The 24,513-nt window shown below is 59.5% G+C and carries 28 protein-coding genes; 14 read left to right on the top strand and 14 right to left on the bottom strand.

Features of this window, described 5'->3' with window-relative positions; translation table 11 throughout:
• The first annotated feature begins 31 nt into the window (after positions 1 to 31).
• Positions 32 to 481: a hypothetical protein gene (locus HYH08_RS18945; protein WP_220011306.1), complete on the top strand. Its 450-nt coding sequence runs from the start codon at positions 32 to 34 to the stop codon at positions 479 to 481.
• A gap of 109 nt (positions 482 to 590) precedes the next feature.
• Positions 591 to 875, top strand: coding sequence for a hypothetical protein (locus HYH08_RS18950; RefSeq protein ID WP_220011307.1), 285 nt, complete (start codon positions 591 to 593; stop codon positions 873 to 875).
• Between the two features lie 396 nt (positions 876 to 1,271).
• On the opposite strand, the gene HYH08_RS18955 is transcribed toward HYH08_RS18950, so the two are convergent.
• The 7 genes from HYH08_RS18955 to HYH08_RS18980 all read right to left on the bottom strand — a co-directional run bounded on the left by HYH08_RS18955 (position 1,272) and on the right by HYH08_RS18980 (position 6,814).
• Positions 1,272 to 1,637, bottom strand: coding sequence for a VanZ family protein (locus HYH08_RS18955; RefSeq protein ID WP_220011308.1), 366 nt, complete (start codon positions 1,635 to 1,637; stop codon positions 1,272 to 1,274).
• Between the two features lie 744 nt (positions 1,638 to 2,381).
• A complete protein-coding gene (locus tag HYH08_RS18960) occupies positions 2,382 to 2,555 on the bottom strand; it encodes a hypothetical protein (RefSeq protein WP_220011309.1) in 174 nt (57 codons plus the stop codon).
• A 388-nt stretch (positions 2,556 to 2,943) separates the two neighbouring features.
• Entirely contained in the window at positions 2,944 to 3,075 is a 132-nt protein-coding gene (locus HYH08_RS37695) for a hypothetical protein (protein ID WP_283844153.1), read from the bottom strand.
• Positions 3,076 to 3,339: 264 nt separating this feature from the next.
• Positions 3,340 to 4,401: a dTDP-glucose 4,6-dehydratase gene (gene rfbB / locus HYH08_RS18965; RefSeq protein WP_220011310.1), complete on the bottom strand. Its 1,062-nt coding sequence runs from the start codon at positions 4,399 to 4,401 to the stop codon at positions 3,340 to 3,342.
• 12 nt (positions 4,402 to 4,413) lie between these two features.
• Complete coding sequence (rfbA, locus tag HYH08_RS18970) at positions 4,414 to 5,304, bottom strand: glucose-1-phosphate thymidylyltransferase RfbA (protein WP_220011311.1); 891 nt, start codon at positions 5,302 to 5,304, stop codon at positions 4,414 to 4,416.
• A gap of 364 nt (positions 5,305 to 5,668) precedes the next feature.
• Positions 5,669 to 6,175, bottom strand: coding sequence for a D-glycero-alpha-D-manno-heptose-1,7-bisphosphate 7-phosphatase (locus HYH08_RS18975; RefSeq protein WP_220011312.1), 507 nt, complete (start codon positions 6,173 to 6,175; stop codon positions 5,669 to 5,671).
• 87 nt (positions 6,176 to 6,262) lie between these two features.
• Complete coding sequence (locus tag HYH08_RS18980; protein ID WP_349631443.1) at positions 6,263 to 6,814, bottom strand: transglutaminase-like cysteine peptidase; 552 nt, start codon at positions 6,812 to 6,814, stop codon at positions 6,263 to 6,265.
• Positions 6,815 to 7,216: 402 nt separating this feature from the next.
• On the opposite strand from HYH08_RS18980, the gene HYH08_RS18985 reads away from it, so the two are divergent.
• From HYH08_RS18985 to HYH08_RS19005, 5 genes are all read left to right on the top strand, one after another.
• Complete coding sequence (locus HYH08_RS18985) at positions 7,217 to 7,540, top strand: hypothetical protein (protein WP_220011314.1); 324 nt, start codon at positions 7,217 to 7,219, stop codon at positions 7,538 to 7,540.
• A 169-nt stretch (positions 7,541 to 7,709) separates the two neighbouring features.
• On the top strand, positions 7,710 to 7,946 hold the full coding sequence (locus HYH08_RS18990; protein ID WP_220011373.1) for a hypothetical protein: 237 nt from the start codon (positions 7,710 to 7,712) through the stop codon (positions 7,944 to 7,946).
• A 140-nt stretch (positions 7,947 to 8,086) separates the two neighbouring features.
• Positions 8,087 to 8,257: a hypothetical protein gene (locus HYH08_RS18995; protein ID WP_220011315.1), complete on the top strand. Its 171-nt coding sequence runs from the start codon at positions 8,087 to 8,089 to the stop codon at positions 8,255 to 8,257.
• 324 nt (positions 8,258 to 8,581) lie between these two features.
• The gene (locus HYH08_RS19000) at positions 8,582 to 8,866 is read left to right on the top strand and encodes a hypothetical protein (RefSeq protein ID WP_220011316.1); all 285 of its coding nucleotides are present in this window, start codon (positions 8,582 to 8,584) and stop codon (positions 8,864 to 8,866) included.
• 51 nt (positions 8,867 to 8,917) lie between these two features.
• Complete coding sequence (locus HYH08_RS19005; RefSeq protein ID WP_220011317.1) at positions 8,918 to 9,337, top strand: hypothetical protein; 420 nt, start codon at positions 8,918 to 8,920, stop codon at positions 9,335 to 9,337.
• A 56-nt stretch (positions 9,338 to 9,393) separates the two neighbouring features.
• Here the strand turns inward: HYH08_RS19005 and HYH08_RS19010 are convergent, their stop codons facing one another.
• From HYH08_RS19010 to HYH08_RS19020, 3 genes are all read right to left on the bottom strand, one after another.
• Complete coding sequence (locus HYH08_RS19010; RefSeq protein WP_220011318.1) at positions 9,394 to 9,726, bottom strand: hypothetical protein; 333 nt, start codon at positions 9,724 to 9,726, stop codon at positions 9,394 to 9,396.
• Between the two features lie 84 nt (positions 9,727 to 9,810).
• On the bottom strand, positions 9,811 to 10,473 hold the full coding sequence (locus tag HYH08_RS19015) for a hypothetical protein (RefSeq protein ID WP_220011319.1): 663 nt from the start codon (positions 10,471 to 10,473) through the stop codon (positions 9,811 to 9,813).
• An 18-nt stretch (positions 10,474 to 10,491) separates the two neighbouring features.
• Entirely contained in the window at positions 10,492 to 11,232 is a 741-nt protein-coding gene (locus HYH08_RS19020) for a metallophosphoesterase family protein (RefSeq protein WP_220011320.1), read from the bottom strand.
• Positions 11,233 to 11,432: 200 nt separating this feature from the next.
• Here HYH08_RS19020 and HYH08_RS19025 point away from each other — a divergent pair, with 200 nt between their 5' ends.
• On the top strand, positions 11,433 to 12,026 hold the full coding sequence (locus tag HYH08_RS19025) for a transglutaminase-like cysteine peptidase (protein WP_228747923.1): 594 nt from the start codon (positions 11,433 to 11,435) through the stop codon (positions 12,024 to 12,026).
• Positions 12,027 to 12,031: 5 nt separating this feature from the next.
• On the opposite strand, the gene HYH08_RS19030 is transcribed toward HYH08_RS19025, so the two are convergent.
• From HYH08_RS19030 to HYH08_RS19040, 3 genes are all read right to left on the bottom strand, one after another.
• Positions 12,032 to 13,342: an O-antigen ligase family protein gene (locus HYH08_RS19030; RefSeq protein WP_220011322.1), complete on the bottom strand. Its 1,311-nt coding sequence runs from the start codon at positions 13,340 to 13,342 to the stop codon at positions 12,032 to 12,034.
• 135 nt (positions 13,343 to 13,477) lie between these two features.
• A complete protein-coding gene (locus HYH08_RS19035; RefSeq protein WP_220011323.1) occupies positions 13,478 to 13,792 on the bottom strand; it encodes a hypothetical protein in 315 nt (104 codons plus the stop codon).
• A gap of 78 nt (positions 13,793 to 13,870) precedes the next feature.
• A complete protein-coding gene (locus HYH08_RS19040) occupies positions 13,871 to 14,437 on the bottom strand; it encodes a hypothetical protein (protein ID WP_220011324.1) in 567 nt (188 codons plus the stop codon).
• A gap of 226 nt (positions 14,438 to 14,663) precedes the next feature.
• Between HYH08_RS19040 and HYH08_RS19045 the strand changes: the two genes are divergently transcribed.
• From HYH08_RS19045 to HYH08_RS19070, 6 genes are all read left to right on the top strand, one after another.
• Positions 14,664 to 16,193 (top strand): undecaprenyl-phosphate glucose phosphotransferase, encoded by a 1,530-nt coding sequence (locus tag HYH08_RS19045; RefSeq protein ID WP_228747924.1) that lies wholly within the window; start codon positions 14,664 to 14,666, stop codon positions 16,191 to 16,193.
• Positions 16,194 to 16,416: 223 nt separating this feature from the next.
• Positions 16,417 to 17,568 carry a polysaccharide biosynthesis/export family protein gene (locus tag HYH08_RS19050; RefSeq protein WP_228747925.1) on the top strand — a complete coding sequence of 384 codons (1,152 nt, stop codon included), beginning with the start codon at positions 16,417 to 16,419 and terminating at the stop codon, positions 17,566 to 17,568.
• Positions 17,569 to 17,648: 80 nt separating this feature from the next.
• Positions 17,649 to 18,980: an O-antigen ligase family protein gene (locus HYH08_RS19055; protein WP_220011325.1), complete on the top strand. Its 1,332-nt coding sequence runs from the start codon at positions 17,649 to 17,651 to the stop codon at positions 18,978 to 18,980.
• Between the two features lie 138 nt (positions 18,981 to 19,118).
• The gene (locus HYH08_RS19060; RefSeq protein WP_220011326.1) at positions 19,119 to 19,787 is read left to right on the top strand and encodes a hypothetical protein; all 669 of its coding nucleotides are present in this window, start codon (positions 19,119 to 19,121) and stop codon (positions 19,785 to 19,787) included.
• A gap of 85 nt (positions 19,788 to 19,872) precedes the next feature.
• Positions 19,873 to 22,275 (top strand): polysaccharide biosynthesis tyrosine autokinase, encoded by a 2,403-nt coding sequence (locus HYH08_RS19065; protein ID WP_220011327.1) that lies wholly within the window; start codon positions 19,873 to 19,875, stop codon positions 22,273 to 22,275.
• 5 nt (positions 22,276 to 22,280) lie between these two features.
• Positions 22,281 to 23,045 (top strand): hypothetical protein, encoded by a 765-nt coding sequence (locus HYH08_RS19070; protein ID WP_220011328.1) that lies wholly within the window; start codon positions 22,281 to 22,283, stop codon positions 23,043 to 23,045.
• Between the two features lie 335 nt (positions 23,046 to 23,380).
• Here HYH08_RS19070 and HYH08_RS19075 read toward each other — a convergent pair whose 3' ends face one another.
• A complete protein-coding gene (locus HYH08_RS19075; protein WP_220011329.1) occupies positions 23,381 to 24,430 on the bottom strand; it encodes an ABC transporter substrate-binding protein in 1,050 nt (349 codons plus the stop codon).
• Positions 24,431 to 24,513: the final 83 nt, after the last annotated feature.

Genomic DNA, 24,513 nt, shown 5'->3' on the forward strand with positions numbered 1-24,513 from the left:
AATACCAGTGAATTTTCCGACGGGTGTTTCCATGATGAGAGACGGCCAATACGCGGCCTGGTTCAGGACCTCACGCGGCCAGGGCACAGGTATCGTGCATCTTGCGGACGGAAGGATCTCCGGGAGCGACAGCTTTATCACCTATGGCGGCTCCTATCAGTTCGATGACGATCAGCGCTTCACGGCCGTCCTGACCACGCGGCGCTATGCCGAGGGGCCGCCGACCGTGTTCGGGTTGGACGAGGTCGAAGTCAGCCTCTCAGGCGTGTGCAACGGTCTGGTGGCCACCTGTTCGGGTACGGCCAAGCAAGCGCCCGACGTCAAGTTCGAGGCGACCCTGATCTACAACCAGGACGAAGCGCCAGTGGCCGACATCCGATGCGCCGTCGTGAAACTCAACGCCGACAAGCTGCCCAAAAGTCTCGACGGCCGCTTCCGGCCGCGCCATCCGTTCACGCCACCCAAGGTACCGCCGTCTTAGGCTTGCGTTGACGCTGTTGGCGCGAAGGCGTTCGCGAGCCGCGCTGTGCCAACAAAGCATTTAGAGATGGAAATCTAGTCTGCGGCGCAAACAAGGGTGGTCAAGAACAATGCCTCAGATCTGGATGACGTATAACGAACTCGGCGCGCTTTGCGGCTGCGGCGCAATGGAAGCCAGGGAGCGCGCGATTCATTTGTCGCTCGATCGTCGCAAAAGCCGCGGCGGGACGACGCGCGTGAAACTCGATCTGGCACTGACGGCGAAATTCCTCGCATCCGTGCGCGATTCCGATTTCGATCTCGATTGCGCCATCGAGGCGCTCCAGAACACCCACCGGCAGATGGCCAATCTTCTCACGTCCAGTGAGATCCGCGACCGGCGTGGAGTGGCTTGAGCCGTTCCTGGTGGCGGCCCGCCGCGACAGGCGGGCGCCATAAGGTTACTGGCGGGAAATTCCCATCTCTCTCTGGAGTTGCGGCGAGAGCCCCATCGCGCCCTCGGTTCGGCCTTGCCCGGTGCCGCCATTGCGCGCCGGAGCTGCAGGGGTGGCCGAAGATATATTGGGGCTGCTGACCGCCCCTGACGTGCCGTTGCCCTGCGCATTTCGTGTGGGGGAGGTGTAGGTGCCTTGAGCCTCGGCGGAGCCGGATGTTCCGATCAACAAGGCTCCAGCCAGGAATATGCCATATCTCATCGTGGTCAGGGTTCCAGTCGCTGCAAAGAGCGACACTATGGACCGGAGGTCGTTTGGCGCCAACCGCAGTTTTGGCTTTCGCGACCGAGATACAGTTTATGATGGGGGTCTGGGCAGGAACGCCAGGATCGTCTGGGCCAGGAGCACGCCCACGATCCCGCCAGCGGCCTTTTGCAGCACGTCGAGAATATGGGGATCCTGATCCAGTATAAAGGCTTGAAAGATCTCAAGAAAGCCAGCGACGGCCAGAACCAGCATGCAGGCGCCGGCGAAACGTCCCGGTAACAGGAAGGACAGCAGGAAGCCCAGCAGCGCGTAGGCGCTGAAGCGCTCTATGACAAAGACCCAATAGGCTTCCGCATGTCCTATCAACGCCGGCCTGCCCGCCAGTCTGGCGAGGGTGGCGTAAGCGATAAGCGCGAGGCAGACGCCGGTCGCGGCTAATAGATGATTGCGGCGCATGTCCGACCATAGCGCTAACCTCAGTGCCGGTGCTCGAAACCTGACGGTATCGTTAAAGTGGTCTTCTGTGCGATCAGGGCAGGCAGCATGGCGTTTGTGCCATGCTCAAATTTTCGGACGCAGCATGATCAAATATCCGGCGTCAGTTGCTGCGCCGGCCGCCGGACGCCACGCGTTTCATCGACGTGACGTTGCGGTTATCCGGTCGCATCAGGAATTCCGGGGGTTGGGACGGCCGCGAAGGGCGAACGTAGGGCTCCCACTTCAGGTATCGCGTCAGATAGCTCGTGCGACGCCTGTACGACACGACAGAACGCGTGCCATAGCCCGCCGCGAACGAACTTATCGCCACCAGGATGAGGAGAAGGGGATCGGGCATTTCGACGAGACTTGGTACGGAAGAGGAGATTTAGCGGCGTTTAACCGTTTTGCGCGATGCCGGTAAGGCAGCTTTGCGGAATCCCGGTGACAAGCCATCACATCAATTTGCTCCCCCGCCGTGGAACAAGACTTCCCGGTGCGAACGCGGCTATCGTCTGCATGGATCGCCGCTGCCATTCCAGCGTCCGGAGCCTTCGCAAGCCTCCTCGTGTTTATGCGCGCTTCGACCGTGGCCCCCTGAGGCGGCGGCGCATTCGTGAGACCCCCTCACGGGTGAGATACCCTGCGGTAAATCCGGTCACGAAAACTCCCGAGATCACGGCCAGCGCCAGCATCCGGTCCGAAAAGCATATTGTGTGCCAATCAACGCCGGATGGGCTGCGCGGTGTTCTTCAGCCGGGCGAGCCGTATCACGATGGATCGCTCGGAGCGCTCCAGCTTTGCGGCAATGAGCCGCGCCTTGTATCCCTGCGCATCCAGCTCGAGCAGCAACCGATCCTGATCTTCGGTCCAGCGCGTACTTTTATTGCGAGACATCGTCGCCTCGGTTGGTCACTTCGTCGAGATCGAGGTCCCATCCTCAGACGACGATCTTGCTCCTGTCGGCGGGACCGCGTCGGAGCATCCGCGACGGTCGCATCAGACGTGTGACGATGACTTTCTCAGCGCTCTGAAGAAACACGTACCGCCTCACGCGGCTGCCGCTGCATCAGGATCGCTCTGCTTTTCGTCAATCGCTCTTCGTCGGCGGATGGCCGAAGAGAGTGAAGCGACTATCGAGCGGAAGTTTGACCACGGATTGTGTGCATGACGGGTTTGTCTGCGCAGAATCGCGGCTCTCTCTAGCAAGTCGCGCCGAAGCAACGTGGCGAGGGGCCAATCGTTCCGCCTGGGAGCTGCGGGGCGGCGAGTTTGGCACGGGATGTCAGCTCTTCTTGCCGGGCTTCGATTTCAACGACAGGCCGAGACGCAGCGCCATGCGCTTGATCGCATCGGTTGAACGACCGAGAAGTTTCGCTGCCTCTTCCAGCGACGTCGAAGACTTGGCCAGCTCCATGAGCCGGCGGTCTTCCTTGAACGACCAGGGCCTGCGCGCCATAACCGAAACCATCCTCTCCTCGACACAACGACAAAGCCGCCAAGCGGACCCATGTTCGCTCGACGGCTTTGCTTGGGTGGGGCCGGGCTTGGGGCAGCCCGGTGAGAAGATGGATATGCGATCCCCGGGCGTTCGCAACAAACAACGGGGATTAAGCTAACCGCTCAACCTTACCGCGATAAAATCCGGGCGGAGCGCTCCGTAATACCACGGGGTTTTTCGTCAGCCGAGGCCGATTCGCGTGTGCTGGTAGCCGCGATCGAGGATGTTCTGCCACCATGTCCGGTTGTCGCAGAACCAGCGGACAGTCTTGGTCAGCCCGCTCTCGAAATCCTCGCGCGGGCGCCAGCCGAGCTCGCGCTCGATCTTGCCGGGATCCATGGCGTAGCGCAGATCATGGCCGGGCCGGTCGGCCACAAAGCTGATCAGGTCGCGGCGTCTGGCGGTGCCGGGCGAGATCTCATCGAGCAGATCGCAGATGCGCTCGATGACGTCGAGATTGGTCCGCTCGCAGCGCGCGCCGATATTGTAGGTCTCGCCAACCCTGCCGTGCTCGAGAGTTAGCGTCAGCGCCTCCGCGTGGTCGGCGACATAGAGCCAGTCGCGAATGTTGGCGCCGTTGCCGTAGACCGGCAGAGGTTCGCCCGCCAACCCGCGAATGATCATGTGCGGGATCAGTTTCTCGGGAAAATGATAGGGTCCGTAATTGTTCGAGCAGTTCGTCACCAGGGTGGGAAGCCCGTAGGTCTCCCGCCAGGCGCGGACGAGATGATCCGACGAGGCCTTGCTCGCCGAATAGGGCGAGTTCGGCGCATAGGCAGTGTCTTCGCTGAACTGGCCGCTGGCGCCGAGCGATCCGAACACCTCGTCGGTCGAGACGTGGAGAAAGCGGAAGCGCGCGCGCCGCTCCGGCGTCATCGCCCGCCAGTGCCGCAGTGCTTCCTGAAGCAGGGTGAACGTGCCAACGACGTTGGTCTGGATGAACTCGGCGGGGCCGTCGATCGAACGGTCGACGTGGCTTTCCGCCGCAAGATTCATCACCGCGTCGGGCTGGTATGTCTCGAACAACGCGCGCAGACCCGCGCTCTCGCCGATGCATTGCTGTGCGAAGACGTAGCGCGGATGGGTGGAGGCGCCCGGCAGCGAGTCGAGATTGGCGGCGTAAGTGAGCTTGTCGATGTTGACGACGCGCGCGCCGGTGTCCGCCAGCAGATGGCGGATCACGGCCGAGCCGATGAAGCCCGCACCGCCCGTCACGAAGATGGTGATGCCGTCAAAGCGCATGCGGTCTTTGCCTCAGGCGCCGCCCGCCTCGCGCCCAAACGAGCGGTAGACCGACAGCAGATATTGCCCGTAGCTGCTCCTGGCGTTCTTTTGCGCCAGCTTCTCGAACGCTTCAAGCGAGATGTAACCCTGCCGCAGCGCGATCTCCTCGGGGCAGGCGATGCGCAGCCCCTGGCGCTGCTCGAGGATCTGGACGAAATGGCTGGCTTCGACCAGCGAGGAATGCGTGCCCGTGTCGAGCCAGGCCATGCCGCGGCCCATCAGCCGCACGAACAGCTCGCCGCGCGCCATGTAGACCCTGTTGACGTCGGTGATCTCGAGCTCGCCGCGGGGGGAGGGCGCAATCCCGGCGGCGATGTCGAGCACGTCGTTGTCGTAGAAATAGAGCCCGGTCACCGCGATGTTGGAGCGCGGCTGCGCCGGTTTCTCCTCGATCGACAGCGCCCGTCCGCTGGCGTCGAGCTCGACCACGCCATATTGCTCCGGCGCGTTGACGGGATAGCCGAAGATCGTGGCGCCGTGCTGGCGTGAAGCGGCCTGATGCAGCATCTCCGGCAGGCGGTTGCCATAGAAGATGTTGTCGCCCAGCACCAGGGCGACCGGGTCCCTGCCAACGAAGTTGCGGCCGACGATGAAGGCGTCCGCCAGCCCGCGCGGGCTGTCCTGATGGGCATAAGAAAAGGAGAGGCCGATGTCGGAGCCGTCGCCGAGCAGCCGCTGGAACAGCGGCTGATCCTGCGGCGTCGTGATGATGAGGATGTCCCTGATGCCCGCGAACATCAGGGTCGACAGCGGATAATAGATCATCGGCTTGTCGAAGACAGGCAGAAGCTGCTTCGACACCACGGCGGTGACGGGATAAAGCCGGGAACCCGTTCCCCCCGCCAGGATGATGCCCTTCATATGTCCTCGAGCCTTGGCTCAGCAACCGCCCATTGATAATGGATGGCGCGGCCCATGCAAGCCGGTTCCGGCCGCCGTGGTGGCTCCCGGTCCGGGGCGGGCCGGCGGCCGCGCTTGGCTATTTGCCTTGCGTTGGCTTTGCAGCGAGGCTGTTGCCTCGAAAGTGGTGTGACCGCGCGGCAGCCACTGTGCTCTTGGACGCGAGACCCCGACCTTCGGCCGAATGGGCGAGAAAGACTTGCCTCAGACATGAATAACCGATGGCGAACTCCTGCGCTTTTCGGACGATCCCGCGTCCGAAATCGAAGTTCATGCTTCGCGAGGCGGTGGTCGCAATCCCTTCTGCGAGATTGCGCCAGCGCATCTACGGTTGTCGCGTCAGAAGTGGAACGACGAACGCCTTCAAGTCCGGGCCTCGAAACATATGCCCCGTAATTCCTGCGGCAGATGCAGCCTCAAGGTCGCTCTGTTTGTCGCCTATCAATATACTGCGCTGGGTGTCGATAGAGTGTCGCTTTACAAGTTCGTTGATCATGCCCGGCTCCGGCTTTCGGCATGAACATGTCTGTCGATACTCGGCGACGACGCCTTCGGGGTGATGCGGACAGTAAACGAACTCATCTATATGTGCGCCTACGCCAGCCAGTTGATTGGCCATCCAATCGTGAAGTGCTCGAACCTGTTCTTCTCCGTAGAAACCGCGTGCGACCCCCGACTGGTTCGTGACCACGAATGCCAGGTAACCGGACTGATTGACAGCTCGGACAGCCTCCAGCGCGCCCTTAACCCATCGAATCTTGCCCGGCTCGAAAGCGTAGCCATCATCCTCGTTGAGAACGCCGTCACGATCGAAGAATACTGCAGGCCGCATAGCAATTGCTCTGTTCGTTGAACAGGCCGGTTCTCCGACTAATCTTGGCGAAACTCAATCGAAAAATTGCCAGGCCTTGATTTCCGGCTACGTCAAGCGTTTCGTCCAGAACTTCGATGACTCATCGCTCTGTGTCCGAACGATGCTGTAATCTCTAAGTGCCTGGATAAGCTTGACGATCGCGGGCTTGCGATTGTCCAGAACCAGATAATTCCCATCCTCCTTTACGATGAGCACGAGGTGATGTTCGCCAGTTTTGCGGATGACGACCTCCGCCAACACAAGTGCGGACGAGGCCCAGCCCGCGTTCAGCAGGAGGTGGCGCTTGGTCACGGCGTAGTCTGCGCAATTGCCTTCTATTGGAAAGATTTGCCAATTGAGGTCGATTTCATCGACCCCATTTTCGCTCGGCGTGATACTCGTGTTCACCACAGTATTAACCGCATTCAGGTCATGCCATAGCGCCAGGTAGTCGAGCCGGGTCGTCGTCTGCTGTGTGCCCGTGCGCTGGCTGCACTCCGCAGGAAGGCGGGTACAAAAGACAGTGAAGGCCATCGGCGGCAATACGCGGTCGTCTTCTGCGAGCGCAGGTGATGCTTCAACGCAAATGAGCACGAAGGCGACCAGTAGCCATTTCACGCATCTCATGATCACGATCCTCGCTCGAGTTCCGCCGTTGAGAGAAGGATGAGACGGCTATCGAGCGGAAGTTTGGCGAGAGATTGTGTGCATGACGGGTTCGGCTTGCGCAAAATTGTGACGCTTGCCTGGATCAGAAGCAGTGTAGATCTGATTGGCGTTAGTGTAAGATATTTTACAACCTATGCACGATGTGTGAAGGGTCTCATCGATTCGGCGAAATCGCCCGATACGTCTTGGAGAATTCGCGGTTTTGCAGACAAGGCTTCCATAATGAACTAGTGTGTGTCGAAATGATCGAGTGATCGTGATGTTCCGCATGAAACCATGTTTGGTGCCGTGACTGCATTGATTATAATGGTTGACGTCTCGGGCGGCCCGGTTCGGGCTGCGGATGATGCCTTGACGACGAGTCCGAATGCTGCGCAGCAGGCAGATAGTCTCGTTCCTTCATCGGACACTCTTGTCTCTCGCGACGACTGGAAGCGCAGAATCGAGGAGGCGCGCTCACGGGCGGACCGAGCGCGGTGGGATTGGCGGCTCAATGCGCCGTTGCGTATTGCCGTGCCCGATCCGCCGGAGAAGATAGCCACCGAGCGCGTGCTGAGCGACGACACGTTACAGCCGGGAGACATCGTCTCGACAGACAAGGGTTTGCTGCAATTTCGTGGCTGGTCCGGAGAGGACGGGCGGACGGCGGATTTCGTGCCGATCGTTCCGCGTTGAGCCGGCTGCGCGGCATTTATTTCTTCCCGGCCCAGAGAAGCCCGCCGGCGTCGACTGAATCGGTCTCGTGTCAATTCGTGATCGTTACAACGGTCCGGCTGAGAATTGATCCAATTATCAAGGACGCACTCAGAATTTCTGGGATGCATCATCTCCGAATGATCGCCATGTGTTGTTCGTGATCGCGAGCGTCACGAGATCGTCGAATTCGTCCGGCTATGATCCGCGGACGAACAATGCGAATGCGCAGATGCTACAGAAAGCTTGGGCAGCGTTGCCTCTCACCAAAATCAGAGAACGGGCATTCGAGGGTGCGTTCTTCAGCGTGGTGCTGGTCGCAATGGCCGGCTGGGTCTATTTCATCACGCTTTTGCTGGTGAGGATGATCCTGTGGTTCTTCGGGTGACCGGAGCGGATGACCGATCCTCAAGCAGACTGCTGCCCAAGATTTCTCGCGCATGACGACGAAATCAGCAGCACTCATCATCATCTCGACACAACTGCACGATGAGAATGCGGTGTCTGGGAGAAGGAAACGTTCCGCAAATGGAAGACTTCCGAATGACGCCGTTCCTGATCCTGATTCTGATCTTCTCCGCCGGCTTCGGAGTCGGCTACGCCGCTCGAGCCCTGCGGTCGCGCAAGCGCAAGCACATGCGCCAACTCTACGCACCCTATGGTCCGTCATCCCGGCCGGCGACGCGGCGAGCATTCTGAAGATATGCAACCGGAATGGATCGGGCTGCCTTGGTCCTAGCGCTTGTAGAGATTGAGCGTGTGGCGAAGGTCTCCGATGACCGAGGTAACCATGTCCGGTTAGGTTAAGTTGCGGCCACCATTGTTGGTTGGGCTGGCGCTGGCTAGGTTGCGCGCGGATTGCAAATCAATGATTGTCTCCGTGCGCTTTTGAGTTGGGATTGAGCTCGATGATCTGGCTCCTGGCTTTGGACGTAACGGTTTTGGGTGCGCCGCTCTTCATTCGGGTCAATGCGCGGCGACTTGGCGCATTGAATGCTCTGTGGATCCGGTAAGAGGCGCACCATGACTGACCTGAGGAATAATGCTCCCCGTCGATATTTCGTGGACGCCTGTGGGCGGCGCGTCTTGATTGGGTTGACCCTTGAAGAGACGTTCGAGTTTGAACGGCTGGATAGCCAGCCGGTAGCCAATCTCTCCGACGGGCAGTTCAAGCGCGAGGGAGGCGTCCTGTGGCCCGTTGCGGGTGAGGAGCGCTGGCAGGAACTTTATGCCAAGCACGACGGCGCCTGGAAGGCATGGAGGGCGCAAAACCGCGGCGATACGTTCGGAGGTTTCAGTCTTTATTAACTATCCCGGACCCATTTTCCGGTATGATGCCTCCAACCGGAAAATGAACGCATGTTCCAGCTGTTCTTGCGGGCTCGTACTCACAACTTCCTGAGGGACCGCCTCACGGGTGAGCAGCAGTTTCGCGCTCGTTCGCCCGAGCGCGATGCCGAGACCGACCGATCACGCATCGAGGCCATCATGGTCGCGATCGAAGATGCGTTGCACGCCGCGGAACGGGAGCAATCGGGCTTGAATCGCCGGGTCGAGGATGTGCTGGCGCGGGCGGCGGTGACGTTCGGCAATGGTGACGACGAGTATCTCGAGCGTGAGGCCCTTGATAGTCACCATCAGGATCTGTTCGATAAGGAAGTCCTGAACGGCCAGCGCCGACTTAAGGAGCTCGGCGCCTCGATCGCTCACTTTAAATTTCTGAAGGCGGCGATGCTAAGCCGGTTTCCGGAATTCAGGCCACCTGCCAGGAACAACTAGCGTCTGCACTCAGTTCGACGCGCACCAGTGCTGCAAACCAGCGCGAGCCGGGGATCTCAATATTCCAGGACCCGCTCCGGAAAAGCTGGATTCGCAAAGCGGGCGTAGGTGCGGACCCGGCCATAGGCATAGTTCGGATCTTCGTTCTTGGTGCGCGGATCGAAGCTGGAGGGGTAATAGCGCTCCAGGCTCCGATGCCGCACGTGAACCACGATCGGGCAACCACAACGCGGGCCGCAATAGGGGTTAGGGCCGCGATCGATATAGGGCACGCTCGCTGCGATACGGCGTGCCGCGACCGGCGGGACAGCGTAGTCGGCGGCAAAGGATGGCGCAGCGGAGATAGTCAGGCTCGACGCGAGCGCGAGAATTCCAAAAAAAGATCGCATGGCTGTATTTTCCCCAATCCACACTAACCTTAGACGGTCCGGCGCAAACGGGCAAGCTAGTGCATTTGCGCGTGACCCTGCCGCTCACCCGCGCAACGTCGCCACGAAGGACGGCTCGATCGCCTTGACCGCCTGCTCGAGGAATTCCTTGCCCTGCTTTGATGCCCGCCGGTAAGCCAGCACGACGGCCGGTTTCAAGTCCGCCCGTCGCGTCAGCATGAGCCGGATGTCGCCACGCGCCAATTCGGCCAGGTCAGGATCGACCAGTGCGTCGAACTGGGTTGCGGTATCGAGTCGCACTGGCATTAGCCGTGTGTCGTTCGGTGCCGTAAAGTATGTCATTTTCAACGCTTCGAGCATGGCGGGCCCGCTGGGATCGTGCTGGCTTTCAAGCAAGGCTAGGGCGAGCCACAGGTCAGCATCGTAGGGTGCCGAAGAAAGCGCCTGCCTGACGCGCGAACGGGCACGCACGTTGTCAGGGGACGCACCGCCTCCCGGCTTAGCTCGCTGCACCGTTTGTAGAGCGGCCATCAAGGCGTGATTGCTCTCCAGATCCGACCTGAACAGTGGAATGGCTTGCAACCAGCCCGGCACGTCGCCGGCAGGGGGCGCGATCTTCGCGGGATCGGCTGGAAACGCCGGTCGCGGCACCGTGTTCAACTCCGCCGTCGCCGATGCGAGTCCGTAGCAGCCGAGTGCCAGACCGAGGGTGACCAGGCAGATGCGGACATTCGAGGCAGCATTCATCGATAAACGGGGCTCACGTCACAGGGCCAGCAGACTATCGCCCTGGATGGTTAGCAAGGTCAAATTGCCCGTGGCATAGGCGCCGGTGTCGATGTTGACGCGGTTGGGGCGGATGTCCGGCTCCTGGACCGGCGTGTGGCCGTGAACGATGTATTTGCCAAATTGCCGTTCACTCTGGAGAAACTCCTCGCGGATCCAGAGCAGGTCCTGTTCTTGCTGCTGTGCCAACGGCACGCCGGGCTTGACCCCGGCGTGGACGAAGAAGAAATCCCCGCATACGAACCGCAGCCGCAGACTCTCGAAGAAATGGCGCTGGTGGGGGGGAATTTTCGACGCAAGTTGCTGTATCAGCTCGGTTTGCTCGGCCGCATCAGGGTTGAGCGACGGCCGCAGGCCGTACGAGGTCAGCGTCTGGAGGCCGCCGAATTGCTTCCACTGATCGAGCTGTAACGGGTCTTTCAGCACGTCCGCTAGAAAGGCCTCATGGTTGCCCTTCAGAAATACCGATTCGTGCCGACGTCCGCGCTCGATCAGCAATTCGATGGTTCGGCAGGAATCCGGACCGCGGTCGATATAGTCGCCGAGAAATACGTGAATCGGGCGTCTCGATCCGATGGTCGTCAGGTCCCTGTCGATCACGGTGAACATTTGCTGAAGCAGATCGGCGCATCCGTGGATGTCGCTGATGGCGTAGACGCGAATACCCTCCGGCAGTCTCGGCTTTCGCCGTTCCATCTTCGAATGTGGCCATTTGAACATCTGGAGCGACTCTGGCGACCCGTGCGGAAGTGTGATTCGGATAGTTTGACCATACTCGTGTTAGTAAACAAATTCGGTACGCCGTCAGGTGCATTTGATCCTAATTGAAGGCCTAATCAGCCCGGAATTTCAAAACTTTACGCCTAGCATCCTTAGCAAAGCAAAACGCGGGGATGCGACAAATGCGAAAGCTTTGTGTAATGGTTGCCACGGCGCTCGTGGCTATGTCGATGGGATTCCGGGGAGCTGAAGCCGGATTGCTGGGCATGCCGATGGGGCTGCAGGCGGCGATTCAGCGCATCAAGTTCGAGACGCCGACGATGCCGCCCTTTGCCTTCCTGCAGTTCTGTGTCCGGTATGAGGACGAGTGCCGCAAGCGGCCGCTGTTTCGCGGCGGGCCGGTCAAGTTGACGGAAGAGCGCTGGGCCGAGCTGAAGCAGGTCAATCAGAGCGTCAATCGCGAGATCACTCCGGAGCGGAATGACCTCGGCCTCGCCGCCGAAAAATGGCTGATCAACCCGGATCGTGGCGATTGCAACGACTATGCCGTCAGCAAGCGGCATGAGCTCCTCAGCCGCGGCTGGCCGGCGCGTGCGCTTCTGCTCAGCGAGGTCGTCGTCCATTCGGGCGAGCATCACCTGGTTCTGGTGGTTCGGACCAACGGCGGCGACTTTGTGCTCGACAACCTGACACCGCAGATCCGGCCGTGGGTGCGCGCGCCCTATCGCTGGGTCCGGATCCAGATGCCTACCCACCACCGCCTCTGGGCGACGATCGCGGGTCGAGGCGTGTAAGACCGCTACTTCAGCCTGCTGGTTCGGCCGACGCTTTGCGAGAGGCCGAGCCCAACGATCACTGCGCCGATGACCTGAACCGGGGGTGAAAGCAGGCTCGTGTCGCACAAGGCTTCGGCGAGCACGACCAGGATGCTGGCCGCGGCCGCCGAGGCGAAGAACGAATCCCGTCCCCTCCGTAATGCGCCACGAAAGACGAAGACGAAGACGTGTAGGCCTAGAGCCGCGACAATCGCAAATGCCGGCCATCCCCATTCGATAGCGATCGACAATGCCGTCGTCGGGGGGGCCTGCGGCACGCTGCCGAAATCACCATAGATCGCCATCAGTGCGGGCGATGTCCCGACGCCATTTCCGAGCCACGGCGTTGCAGACAGAATCCGCGCTGTGCCGGTGAGTGCTTCGGTACTCGAAGAGGCTGCAAATCCGGCGATTCCGTCCGCCGGCTTGCTCTGCAAATGAGGGAAAATGATCGCAGTAGCGATCCCGGCAACGATGAGAAACACGCCGGTCGCTGGCCATGGCTGAAAGCCGAGACGACGGAAGACGGCGACGACAAACAGTGCCGCGAGCCCAAGGAAGAGGGCGGCGATCGCGAGGCTCGGTGCCAGAATCCGGGTTGCCGCGGAAGCAATGATGAGACCGATCACGGCCGGACCGAGCCGGCTCGCAAGCGAGACGAAGGACGATTCGCCGGTCTCTTTCCGGCTCAGACGTCGTTCGACGGCCATGATGGCAACCGCGCAGTTGCAGAGCGTCGCGAGGAGGGCTGTAGCGACGAACATGTCCGAAGCCGCGCTGCCGGCGGGCGGAATCATCTCCTGAAAAGGCCTGGCCTGAGCGATCAGAACTTCGGCGGACAGAATCGTCAGGACGATGGTTACGACAAAGAAGGTCATCTCGGCCCGCTTGCGGTCCCTGGCGACGATCGCCGTCGAGATCATCAGCGCCAGCATTGCCAGATAGGCGCTCAGGCTTCGCAACGTGGCCCCGGGGGCGACACTGACATGTCCCCAGTTCGACGCCTCGCCCATCGCAGCAGTCGTGGCCAGCCAAATCGGGTTCACCAGCGAGGTGAACGGCAGCGGCACGATCTGGAGCACCATCCAGGCGATGGGAAAGACAGTCGCGAGCGATACGCGGCGTAGCAAAGGCCAAATGATGGAAAGATCGCCCTCCGGCACAGTGGTCGCAGACAACCCGACGAGCACAGCTGTGATCAGTACGATCCCCCCTTGCGCGAGCGCGTCATTGACGGCCGCAAGTGCGGGAATGGCTGCAAGGAATATGACGAGAAGTCGGAAGGCGATCAGCAAGTTCAAAGGCTTCGGGTAGCGACGTGACGGTTTACCCGATCACATCTGACGCAATGGTCTTCAACTATTGCATACCCAAGGCATAACGCCAAACGCGCGGCTTGTGTGCGCGAAACGAGATGACTTGAAGGTGGCTCAGTGCGGTCGCTTCATTGCATTCTTTTTGTAGAGGACCGCGACCGAAGCGGAGCGGGGCGATTTAGGTCGCATCGGCGCCCGCAGGCCCGTCAACGTCGATCGCGTAATGAGGCCGAATGCGTAGCCGAATTGCGGCGCCATTCCGACCAGCAGCGCGTGTCCGAATGCGTCGAGGACCGTTGCGTCCGAGGCGATGTCGACGACGAACCCGAACAGGAGCGCCAATAGCGTCAGGGGCACCAGAATCCAGACGCGGAAGGCCCACGCCAGGACAGCGCCGGCAAGAAACGAGAATATGGCCGCCGAAATCATGCTGTATCTCCGCCGCCACCATTTCACCCGGTTCCCTAAGAAACGGTGAAATGGAAAAGCGAGACCGCGCGACTTCCGCTATTTGGTTAAGCAGTTCGGAGGCAGCGAGCGCAGGGCCCCGGCCAATCCGCGGATCGGTATGACGCCCTGGATCGGACTGGGGCTTGCGGCAATCTCGACCGACAGTTCGCCCGCCGCTTGCCACGCGCCGTTTGCGAGCTTGGACTCGAGCCCCGGCAGCAGCAGGGCCTCGCCGCCCTGAACGACGGCGGCCTCGACTTCGAATGTTTTGGCCTCGGCCTTCATGACGACGGAGGGACGGCTGGCGCGCGGAAGCGGTTGGAGCAGGATCAGGACGGCTTGGAGCCCGTCCTGGCCGCAGCGGAGACTCAATCCCGCCAGATTGATGTCCGATTTCGAGATGTCGGCGACATGCATGACCGAGACGATTTCGGCGTTGCTCGTGGTATCGCGCGTCTTGACCAGTCGCCATCCGTCGCTAAGCATCGTCGTCTGGGTTCGGGCGTTGGCGAGCCTCGACGCTTCCTCGTCGCAGCTTTCGATCTGTCCGGCGCTGGCGCCGGGGCGGCAATTCTGCAGCCGCTGGGCGTCGCTGGATGGCATAGACATGCTGCTGACCAGCATTGCAAAAGCCAACGCAAATAGAACGCCTGGGCCTAATTGTCGGATCGGGACGGCTTGTTGATGTCTGTTCACAAGGACCTGCTTGACGTCATGCTTAATTTGTTGGCAGAAACTTTATCATAAAGGTTTGAAGTGCTGCATTGCGCAATTTTGTTGCGTTGCAACAGGATTTGTGTTTTTTTAGCTAAAATATAATTAGCCGCCGTGCTGTATTTGGGAGGCGATCTTGATCCCTCAGAGTTCGACCGACCTAAAGCAACGCGAGCAGCTTGCAAAGCGCCTAGCAGAGACATCGTCCGCGGAGGCGAGCGGCCTGACCAATAGTGCTGCCCAGGTCGACCACGTCGGCCACAAGCTAAAGCTTCCCTATTTTGCGCTCCAGAACGCGTTGGCGTTCATCGATGCGTGCCTAATCATCTCGGCGAGCCTCGTTGGAGGCGGCCTCTATCAGATGTTGGTGATGGGAGACTTCAAGAACGCCGATCAATTGCTCGGTGCGGGCATGACGGCGGCACTGCTCTATGTGCTTATCGGTCAGGCCAGTGGCTTCTATGACTTGCGGACCGCCTTCTCTAAGAGAAAAGACTTCGGACGGATTTTCGGGCAATGGGCGCTCGTGAGTCTCCTGTTGACACTGCTCGCTTTTTTGCTGAAGGCTGGCGCATCATTTTCCCGCGGCTCGATCATCTGCTTCGGGCTGTTGGCCCTTTCTCTGCTTTTGCTGTTCAGGCGCATTTCCAAGCGATTTGTCGCGACCGCAGTTGCTGAAGGTCAAGTTCAAGGCCGGCGCGCGATCGTTTTTGGAACGCGCAATGAGCTTGCAACGCTCGGGGTTGAGGAACTTCTTGAGCGGTTCGGTCTCACGGAAATCGAGCGCGTCGTGTTTCCCAGCGATGACCATACTCGGTTCACGATGACGGAGGGCGAATCGTCCTCTCTTGATCGAGCGCTGGCGATTGCCCGGGAGCAGGGCGCGAATGAGATCGTGCTCGCCTTCCCATGGAACGATACGCGCAAATTGGAGCTGGTTCGCGATCAACTGAGGATTTCGCCGCTCCCAGTGCAGTTGCTTCCCGACCGACGAATTCGTTCACTCGCCGAAAATCCCTCGTTCCGCCTTCGCAAATCTTTGTCGATCGAGATCCAGCGTGGCCCGCTCTCGCGCGCCGAGCAGCTTTCCAAACGCCTTGTCGACGTCTTGGGGGCTACGGTCGGTCTGATTATCCTTGCGCCCTTGATGCTGCTGAGCGCCATCGCGATTAAGCTGGATTCCCCTGGGCCGGTGTTTTTCCGTCAGCGGCGCAAGGGGTTCAATGCCAAGCAATTCCCCATCTTCAAATTCCGGACAATGATCGTGATGGAGGATGGAGCAACCGTCGTCCAGGCGAGGCGATTCGATCCGCGGGTGACGAGGGTGGGGCGGATCTTGCGGCAGTCGAGCATTGACGAGGTTCCGCAGCTGCTGAATGTTCTGTTCGGCGACATGTCACTGGTCGGGCCTCGGCCGCACGCACTCGCCCATGACGACCATTATGGTGATCTGCTTTCCGCCTACGCGTTCCGGCATCACGTCAAACCGGGCATTACGGGCTGGGCTCAAGTTCAGGGGTTTCGGGGCGAGACCGCACGGGTGGAGCAGATGAAGGGCCGGGTCGACTGCGACCTCTGGTACATCAACAACTGGAGTTTGGCGCTGGACTTTAAGATTTTGGTCCTAACGTGCCTGGAATTAGTCCGATCTCGCAACGCCTATTAGTTGAAATGGCGGCCCGGAAAACGGCTCGCGCGAGATTTCGAGGGCATGTCCCTGCTCAATTTCTGCTCGTATCCCACCACCTGTAACTGCGGCGCAACAAGTTCCGCATACTTACTGCCTGTCATCCAAATCGCGTTGACTCCATTGGGCGTTTCACCCAATCCTCAAGCGCGTAAATTGTAATTGGGGATTGATTTTGGACAGGGGCGTATTCCGAGGGGCTTTGGCGATTTTGGCCATGCTGGGAACGGCGGGGTGCTCGCTGATGCCGAGCTCCGGCCCGGAAGACCACGTTATCAAGAGCGAGATTACGCAGGCAGGGCCAGACTATGGGCTGGTGAAGCTGACTGCCCCCGTGGTTGATATCCTCAAAGAGTACGGTCCCGGCGCGATCGCCGGATCGTTCCCGGATAACCGTCCGCCGGCGTCGATCAAGTTCGGCATCGGTGACGTAGTTTCGGTCACGATTTTCGAAGCGGCAGCTGGTGGCCTCTTCATTCCTGCCGAGGCCGGTGTGCGTCCCGGCAACTTCGTTCAGCTTCCGAACCAGAACGTCGATTCCGCCGGTAACATCACCGTTCCCTATGCGGGAGCAGTGAAGGCTGCGGGCCGCACGCCTGGAGAAATCCAGCAGGATATCGTCCGTTCGATCGGCAATCGTGCCATCGAGCCGCAGGTCGTGGTCGCCCTGATCACGCAAAACACGTCGCTGATCAGCGTGCTTGGAGAGGTCAATACGCCGCAGCGTTTGCAGGCCAATGCGGCTGGTGAGCATGTACTGGACGTGATCTCGCGGGCCGGCGGCATCAAGGGGCAGGGCTACGAGACGTGGGTGACGCTGGAGCGCAACGGCAAGCGCGCCACCGTGCCGTTCGGCGCGTTGGTTTATCAGCCTGCAAACAACGTCTGGGTTCACCCCAACGATACGATCTATGTCTATCGTGAACCACAGGTCTTCCTGGCGTTCGGCGCGCAGGGGCAGCAGGGCCAGTTCACGTTCGATATGTGGAAGATCAACATGGCACAGGCGCTCGGCAAGGCCGGCGGCTTGCTCGACGCGCAGGCGGAGCCGAAGGGCGTTTACGTCTATCGGCGCGAGCCGCGTGAGCTGGCCGAGCGGCTGGGAGTCGATTGCTCGAAATATGTCGGACCGCTGGTGCCAATTATCTATAACGTCGACCTGAGAGATCCTGCGGGCTTCTTCCTTGCGACCAAGTTCGAGATGCGCGACAAGGACGTCCTTTTTGCGGCGAACGCGGCGACGGTGGATTCGGCCAAGTGGCTCCAGTATGTGCGCCTGGTCATCGCGACTGCCAACGATACGACCGTCGCGGCGAACAATACTCAGATCCTGAGAATCAACTTGAAGCAGTGACCGGGGTCGCAGGAGCACTTCGCCGCTGGTCCGGTCTTGTCTCTTTAGCCTTGCTTTGTCTCACGATGGTGGTCTCACCGATGCCTTTTGGCTCGGTGGGACTGCCTTCCATTGTGGTTTGGGCTGCTGTGCTGGGAGGGGCCGGTATCCTTGCCTCCTTCCAAAGGTTGGACGTCAGGCGTGCTATCGTTCTTTTCGCCCTCTGGTCCTTCTGCGCCTGCTGGCTGGCCGTCCTGCTCCTTCAGACCTGGTCATCGCCTGCTACCGACTTCCTGGACAATCCCATCTGGGACGACACCGCCCGGTTGCTCTCGACAAAGTTGGATCCAATTCCGTCTGCACTTCGTTTCCAACCCGTTTTGTCTCAGGGGCCCTTTCTGCTGGCGGTTCTGACGCTCAGCTGCGCATTCGTGCTCGGCGCGAAGGAGCGATACGCGCGGGTGATCATCGCGGCCTTTGCCTGCAGCGGCCTGCTTTACGCGATTTTCGGTATCGTTTCCTACCTGATCGATCCCTCCAAGATCCTCGGTTACGACAAGGATGCCTATCTCGCGGAACTGACGGCGACCTTCTATAACCGCAATACGGCGGCGATCTATTTCGGATGCTGCGCGGTGATCTGGCTGGTGTTTCTATCGGAGCGGATTCGGCGGAAGAAGCCCAGTCTTACGAATCTGTGGGACTGGCGCGCACTGCTGTACAGCGAGTTGCTGCCGCCGGCGGTAGCCATCTTGATCTGCCTGGTCGCAATGTTCATGACACGCTCACGGGCGGGATCACTGGCGTCAGTGGTGGGGCTAATCGTCGTACTCCTCGGGTTCTTCTATCGCTCCTTGGCCTCTCGTCGCACGCTTCTGGTCGCAGGTGTTGCGGCCGTGGCGGCCGCGGGGGTGCTGATGCAGTTCCTCGGTGGCGGAGTTACCGAGCGAGTCAGTGTCGAAGGGGTCTCGGACCAGGGGCGGTGGCAGGCCTACCTTTCCACTTGGCGGATTATCCAGGATTATCCTTGGCTCGGTACCGGGCTTGGGTCATTTGCGTGGGTTTTCCCGGCCTACCGGAGCCCGCTGATTTCGAGCTGGGGCGTCTGGGATCGTGCCCATAATACGTTCCTGGAACTGACCTCTGAGCTCGGAATCCCGCTCGGATCGCTGCTTGCGCTGGGCTGGATGGCCATGATCGCGTTGCTGATCCGAGGTATTCTGACGCGTCGGCGACGGGTCGGATGTCCGGCCGCCGCGCTTGGCGTTTTGGTGGCCGCGACCTTGCATACAATGGTCGATTTCCCGTTTCAGATTCCGGCGTTTTCGATCGTCGTTTTCGCGATTGTCGGTGCCGGTCTATCCCAGTCGTTCCGACCACGGCGGGCCATGACGCGGATGGTGTCAGACGTACCCGCGGTGACAGATGCTTGATTTCAAAAATCGGGTGATTTTCGGCTCGATTAAGCAATTGGCAATAAATCGCCCTAGGGATGCCATCTTGCACTGCAAAATGTGCTATATGGTCCCGAGCGGCATGGTATAAATTAAGAAATTGAAGGAGTGCGGCATATGGCTAAAGCGGCAGCGCAATTGATCGGACGTGCCTTTCTCGCGACCGTTGCGACAACGGTGGTCCTCAGCCAAGGTGCCTGGGCAGCCTGTTTGGCGCCCGACAAGCAGATGTCGCCTCAGGCGATTTCGGACTTCCTGAACAACCCAGGCGCGCTGTTGAACGACCCGGCCAACGCCAATCCGAACCCGAAGTCAGCCGGCGACAGCTTCGCCAAGACCATCGAGAATTTGGTGGCTTCGGATCCGCGAGCGCTGCCCGCTGTTATCGAGATGCTCAAGACGGCAAACGTGGCGCAGCAGGGCGCCATCGGCACCGGTTTGGGCGGCGCAGCCAACGACTGCAACGTCCCGGATCCGAAGTTCGCGGCGGACATCGCGGAAGCGTTGGCCAAGGCGACCTCAACCCCAGCTCAAACCAATTTCGCGCTCGCCACGGGCAAGCCGATCGGGTCGGTCGCAGCTGGTGGCGCTGGCGGTGGTGTTTCGTCCGGCGGCGTCGGCGGATCGACAAACCCGACGACGACTGGATCGAGCAGCGGCACTGCCACACCTTTCTCTTCCAGCGGTACGCCGACCACCGGAACAAGTTATTTCAGCGGAGGCGTGTCGGGGATTAGCGCAGCATCCACGACCTCGACGACATCATCAAGCAGCGTGAGCAGGTAGCTTCCTGATCACATTACGAAGCGTGTCGACCAATTGACCGGCAACCGCCGGCCAATTGATGTTGAGCCATTGAACAGGACGATTCATGCTTCAGGTTGATCCGAAAGCTTTTCGAACCGCCCCAACCGCGCCAGAGCAGCCTCAGCGCGATCAGGCGACGTCGCAGGACTCGTTGCTGGCTTTCCGGGCGCTGATACGCCGACAGCTACCCTATATTGTACTTACAGTGATCGCTTGCGTTGGCTTGGCAAGCGCTTACTGCATGACGGCTGAGAAAAAATACACGAGCACTGCGGCGCTCATCATCGATAGCCGAAAAACCCAAATGCTGAACCAGCAGTCGACGTCGTCACCGATGGGCGTCGACACGCCGTTGGATTCCGCGACCGTCGATAGCCAAGTTGAAATCTTGAAGTCCGACAAGGTCGGATTGGCCGTAATCAAAGATCTTGATCTGATTCACAATCCGGAATTCGTGAGCAAGGATTCGAGCTGGCTGTCGTCGGTCTTGGGTCTGTTTTTCGAGCGGACGCCGCCGTCCGAGCAGTCTTTGACGCGGCTTGTCTTGATGCAGCTCCAGAGGAACCTTGCCGTCAAGCGCAAGGCGCTGAGTTACGTGATCGAGGTCTCTTATAAATCGCGTGATCCTGAACTGTCGGCTCATATCGCCAACGCTGTCGCTGAGGCTTATTTCGTCGATGCGCTTGAAGCCAAGTATCAGGCGTCGAAACGCGCTGCCAGCTGGCTGCAAGACAGATTGAAGGAGCTGCGCGCACAAGCTTCGGCGGCTGATCGTGCTGTCGCGGATTACAAGGCTAAGAACAACATCGTTGATACTGGCGGCCGGCTGTTGACCGAACAGCAGCTCGCCGAAACCAACAGCGCGCTCACGATCGCGCGTGCGCAGACCGCGGAAGCTCAAGCCCGTTATGACCGTCTGTCATCCATCTTGAACGATGAAAATCGTGACGTGAACGATCTCTTCAAGGACATCGCCACGGTCACGGATTCTCTGCGCAACGATGTTATCACGCGGCTTCGGCAGCAATATCTCGATCTCTCGGCACGCGAGGCGGATTGGTCGAAACGCTATGGCCCTCAACATCTGGCTGTCGTTAACATCCGAAATCAGATGCGTGAGATCCGCAAGTCGATTACCGACGAACTCCGACGAATCGGGGAATCCTACAAGAGCGACCTGGAAATTGCCCGCGCGCGCGAGGCATCCGTTCAGGCAAGCCTGAAATCGACAATCGATCAGTCTAATGACACCAATCAGGCGCAGATCGTGTTGCGCGACCTGGACAGCAACGCGCAGAGTGCGCGCGCTTTGGCGGACAACTTCCTGCAACTTTATATGTTGTCGGTACAGCAGCAATCGTTCCCGATGACGGATGCGCGTCTGATCACTGATGCGTCGCCGCCATTGACGGCCAGCGATCCCAAGACGCTCGTTATCATCCTTGGTGCGATTATGGGTGGGTGCCTGCTCGGCTTCGCGGTCGGCTGGACCAGGGATGCGCTCGATCAGGTGGTCCGCACGCGGGACGACGCCGAAGCGCTTCTGGGCGTGAGCTGTCTGGCCGTGACACCAAGAATCGGCGCTAGCGACGCAACGAAACTATCGCGAGGCAGTTTTCCCGTCAGAATGTTGCGTGCTTCAGGCAGGATGCTCGGCATTGGCAGAGAGCGGTCCTCCGTGAACGCAATCGATGTCTTGCCCACGAATGCCTCGGAGGGTGCGGTTGGAAGGCCTGGGAGTCTTCTGATCGCAGACGATATCATGCGGTATGTTCAGGACTCGCCGTTTTCTCGCTTCACGGAAGCGGTGAGGTCCATCAAGGTGGCTGCAGATATCGCCTTTATGGATCACAAGACGAGAGTCATTGGCTTTACCTCGGCGCTTCCCAATGAGGGCAAGACGACCATCAGTGCGTCGTTCGCGCAGATACTTGCGCTTGCCGGCAATAAGGTTGTGTTGGTCGATGCCGACATTCGCAATCCGTCTGTCACGCGAGCTCTTGCGCCAACCGCAACGCAGGGATTGCTTGATGTCGTGCTTGGGAAGATCGATCTCGACTCGGCGATCCTGAAAGATCCGGAGACGCAGCTCGCTTTTCTTCCAACGGTCGTGCCGTCGCGCGTTGCCCAATCGTCCGAGTTCCTGTCGTCGTCAGGCATGGCGAAGACTATGGAAGCGCTCCGCGAGAAGTATGACTGGATTGTCGTTGATCTCTCGCCCTTGACGCCAGTCATCGACGTCCGCGCGACGTCGCGGTTGATCGATGCCTACGTGCTCGTCATCGAATGGGGCCGCACCGATCGAGATGCGATCGTGCAGGCATTGAAGGACGCGCCTATGCTCCACGATCAGATTATCGGATCGGTGCTCAACAAAGCCAATGTCGATGTGCTGAATCGTTACGATTCGTATCGCGGCAACTACTATTACAAGAATTACTACAGTCGTTACGGCTATGTTGACTGAGCGAGATGGTGCTCCTGCTCTCGCGCTTTGCGCTACTGCCTCTCTTGGGGGTGGGAGCGATCGCGCTGGTTTGGGCTCGCGCATTCAGTTCTGAATTCTGGGTTTATGCGCCGCTCGAAGGTATAGCATCGCGAATCGTTCGCTCCGACAATTTGGCTCCTGACGTATTGGACGGCGTCGCTCCGTTGATAAACAATCTGGAGCAGTTGCAGCAGTGCCTGCCTAGGGCAACGCATAACGCGGCGATCATTAGGGGCAGAATGCTCCAGATCGCGATCGACAACTCCGACCCCGATCTGGTCGCGCAGGCCTCCGCAAGCGTGGATACCATGATCCGGAAGTCCCTGCGATGCGCGCCAAACGATTCGTTTCTCTGGTTCGTGCTGTTCTGGCTCGAGGGCATGCGGGGAGGCTTCAGCGATGATCTGGTTGGCTATCTGTCCAAATCTTACGAGCTCGGTCCTTACGAGGGATGGATCGCGCTCCGTCGCAACAAATATGCGTTGATTGTCTATCCGTTGTTGCCGCCGCCGCTGCAGGATCGTGTCGTGAGCGAATTTGCTGCAATGGTCGATTCGGGCTTCATCCGCGACGCCGCTTCCAACCTGATGGGAGCGGGATGGCCCGTTCATGACAAGCTGCTCGCGAGTCTCACACATGTGAGCCTCAAGTTCAGACGGCAGCTGGCTAACGACCTGCGTCGAGCCGGCGTGGAAGTTGACGTTCCTGACGTCACGATGCCCGAGTTCCGCCCGTGGCAGGTTGAGTGACTGCTTATAGGCTCAGAGAGGCGCCGTCTTATCGGTCGCCCTTACAAACCACTTTCCACTCACATCGCTGGAATGCGTCGCAGACTTGCTGGTCTCGGCAGGAGGATCGACTACCAGCTATCGGCGGCGGCGCGAGGCGGGGGGCCATGGATCTCGCGCAGGTCGTCGCAGGACAGACCGGTGGAATGTCGTAAGAGTTGGTACAGGCCGGCTGCAGCTGGCCGTCGACGCAAGTGCAGGAACAGCCGGCAATTGCTCCTGTCGAATGCAGGACTATCGCTACCGCCATGGCCGCCAGGATGATGGTCTTCATTCGAAACCTCCGTCGTGGCGAACTAGTCTGCCGAATTGGCCGACCCGAGACGGGCGCGATAGGCTTCAGCCAGCAGCTTTGTATCTGTGGCCTTGGACAAGTCAATTGGCGCTTTGATCATTCGGTGCTGCGTCATAAAAATGTAAAGGTCATTCCATCTGTTTCGGAGGGCTTCTCCGAAGCGCGCGCCACCAGGGCGGATGAATTCTCGCTGCCGTTCGAGAGCGCGCTTTAACATACTACGATCGATGTCGCCGCCAATAACCGACGCGATTTCCTCGATGGCTTGATCAGGTTTGGCATAGGTGTAATCCCAGCCGGCAATCAACGCGCGCAAGAAGCGAATGAGAGCGTCCGGATTTTGGCGAAAGCTGATTTCGTCCACCACATAGACCGTGCCTAATGCGTGAACACCATAGGCGCGGGGGTCGAGCGTACCGTAGTCGAGTCCGGCCTTTTCGAAGATGAGATTTTCAACGCCGGAATGCCCGAGGATCACGTCGATTTTATCGTCCAATATTCCCTTCGCGCCAGGATTGACCGGGACCTCGGTCAAGCTCGATCTCGCGACGGAGTTCTTTGTTAAAAACCATTCGAAAATCAGCCCGGTGTCCGAGTTCGCATCGTATCCAACCGATTTTCCAGCGAGATCTTGCTCCGAACGAATGTTCTTTTTGCGTCGAAAGAAGAATGCAGCCGAGCTGTCGACGTAGTTGCCTGCAATCGCGACTAGTGGAACTCCGCTTGCCCGGGCGATCATGAAGTCGCGGGCATTCTGGATGCTGATTACGATCGAGGGAGTGTCATCCGTGCCGCCATCACGTCCTTGGAGGCTCTGCAATTTGACCGACAGTCCCTGCTGGGCAAAGAACCCCAGCTTGGAGGCCATCATGACGCCCGCCAGCGACACATCCGGCGACCCAGAAAACTGAAGATTGATTGAGGTTGCCTCTGGTCCAGCCGCGAGTGCGCCGGAAGTCGGCTGCGCGAGGAACAATGCGCCCACGCACGCGATAAAGTATCGGAGCACGTATTGAGCTCTCACACTGTCAGTCGCGAAATGGGCGATCATGGCCGGCTCGATTGGCTCAGTTGAAGTCCTCAGTGTACGAGTACCGGAAATCCTTGTCCGGAGAGAATCCTAAGGTCTGTTGT

The organism is Bradyrhizobium sp. BR 10289 (assembly GCF_019455385.1).
Lineage (GTDB): Bacteria > Pseudomonadota > Alphaproteobacteria > Rhizobiales > Xanthobacteraceae > Bradyrhizobium.

Bases quoted from the DNA above. Each gene is read 5' to 3' on its own strand.
- HYH08_RS18945 (WP_220011306.1), top strand. From the start codon at position 32: ATGATGAGAGACGGCCAATACGCGGCCTGGTTCAGGACCTCACGCGGC.
- HYH08_RS18950 (WP_220011307.1), top strand. From the start codon at position 591: ATGCCTCAGATCTGGATGACGTATAACGAACTCGGCGCGCTTTGCGGC.
- HYH08_RS18955 (WP_220011308.1), bottom strand. From the start codon at position 1,637: ATGCGCCGCAATCATCTATTAGCCGCGACCGGCGTCTGCCTCGCGCTT.
- HYH08_RS18960 (WP_220011309.1), bottom strand. From the start codon at position 2,555: ATGTCTCGCAATAAAAGTACGCGCTGGACCGAAGATCAGGATCGGTTG.
- HYH08_RS37695 (WP_283844153.1), bottom strand. From the start codon at position 3,075: ATGGAGCTGGCCAAGTCTTCGACGTCGCTGGAAGAGGCAGCGAAACTT.
- rfbB (WP_220011310.1), bottom strand. From the start codon at position 4,401: ATGCGCTTTGACGGCATCACCATCTTCGTGACGGGCGGTGCGGGCTTC.
- rfbA (WP_220011311.1), bottom strand. From the start codon at position 5,304: ATGAAGGGCATCATCCTGGCGGGGGGAACGGGTTCCCGGCTTTATCCC.
- HYH08_RS18975 (WP_220011312.1), bottom strand. From the start codon at position 6,175: ATGCGGCCTGCAGTATTCTTCGATCGTGACGGCGTTCTCAACGAGGAT.
- HYH08_RS18995 (WP_220011315.1), top strand. From the start codon at position 8,087: ATGGAAGACTTCCGAATGACGCCGTTCCTGATCCTGATTCTGATCTTC.
- HYH08_RS19000 (WP_220011316.1), top strand. From the start codon at position 8,582: ATGACTGACCTGAGGAATAATGCTCCCCGTCGATATTTCGTGGACGCC.
- HYH08_RS19005 (WP_220011317.1), top strand. From the start codon at position 8,918: ATGTTCCAGCTGTTCTTGCGGGCTCGTACTCACAACTTCCTGAGGGAC.
- HYH08_RS19010 (WP_220011318.1), bottom strand. From the start codon at position 9,726: ATGCGATCTTTTTTTGGAATTCTCGCGCTCGCGTCGAGCCTGACTATC.
- HYH08_RS19015 (WP_220011319.1), bottom strand. From the start codon at position 10,473: ATGAATGCTGCCTCGAATGTCCGCATCTGCCTGGTCACCCTCGGTCTG.
- HYH08_RS19020 (WP_220011320.1), bottom strand. From the start codon at position 11,232: ATGTTCAAATGGCCACATTCGAAGATGGAACGGCGAAAGCCGAGACTG.
- HYH08_RS19025 (WP_228747923.1), top strand. From the start codon at position 11,433: ATGGTTGCCACGGCGCTCGTGGCTATGTCGATGGGATTCCGGGGAGCT.
- HYH08_RS19035 (WP_220011323.1), bottom strand. From the start codon at position 13,792: ATGATTTCGGCGGCCATATTCTCGTTTCTTGCCGGCGCTGTCCTGGCG.
- HYH08_RS19040 (WP_220011324.1), bottom strand. From the start codon at position 14,437: ATGCTGGTCAGCAGCATGTCTATGCCATCCAGCGACGCCCAGCGGCTG.
- HYH08_RS19055 (WP_220011325.1), top strand. From the start codon at position 17,649: ATGCCTTTTGGCTCGGTGGGACTGCCTTCCATTGTGGTTTGGGCTGCT.
- HYH08_RS19060 (WP_220011326.1), top strand. From the start codon at position 19,119: ATGGCTAAAGCGGCAGCGCAATTGATCGGACGTGCCTTTCTCGCGACC.
- HYH08_RS19065 (WP_220011327.1), top strand. From the start codon at position 19,873: ATGCTTCAGGTTGATCCGAAAGCTTTTCGAACCGCCCCAACCGCGCCA.
- HYH08_RS19070 (WP_220011328.1), top strand. From the start codon at position 22,281: ATGGTGCTCCTGCTCTCGCGCTTTGCGCTACTGCCTCTCTTGGGGGTG.
- HYH08_RS19075 (WP_220011329.1), bottom strand. From the start codon at position 24,430: ATGATCGCCCATTTCGCGACTGACAGTGTGAGAGCTCAATACGTGCTC.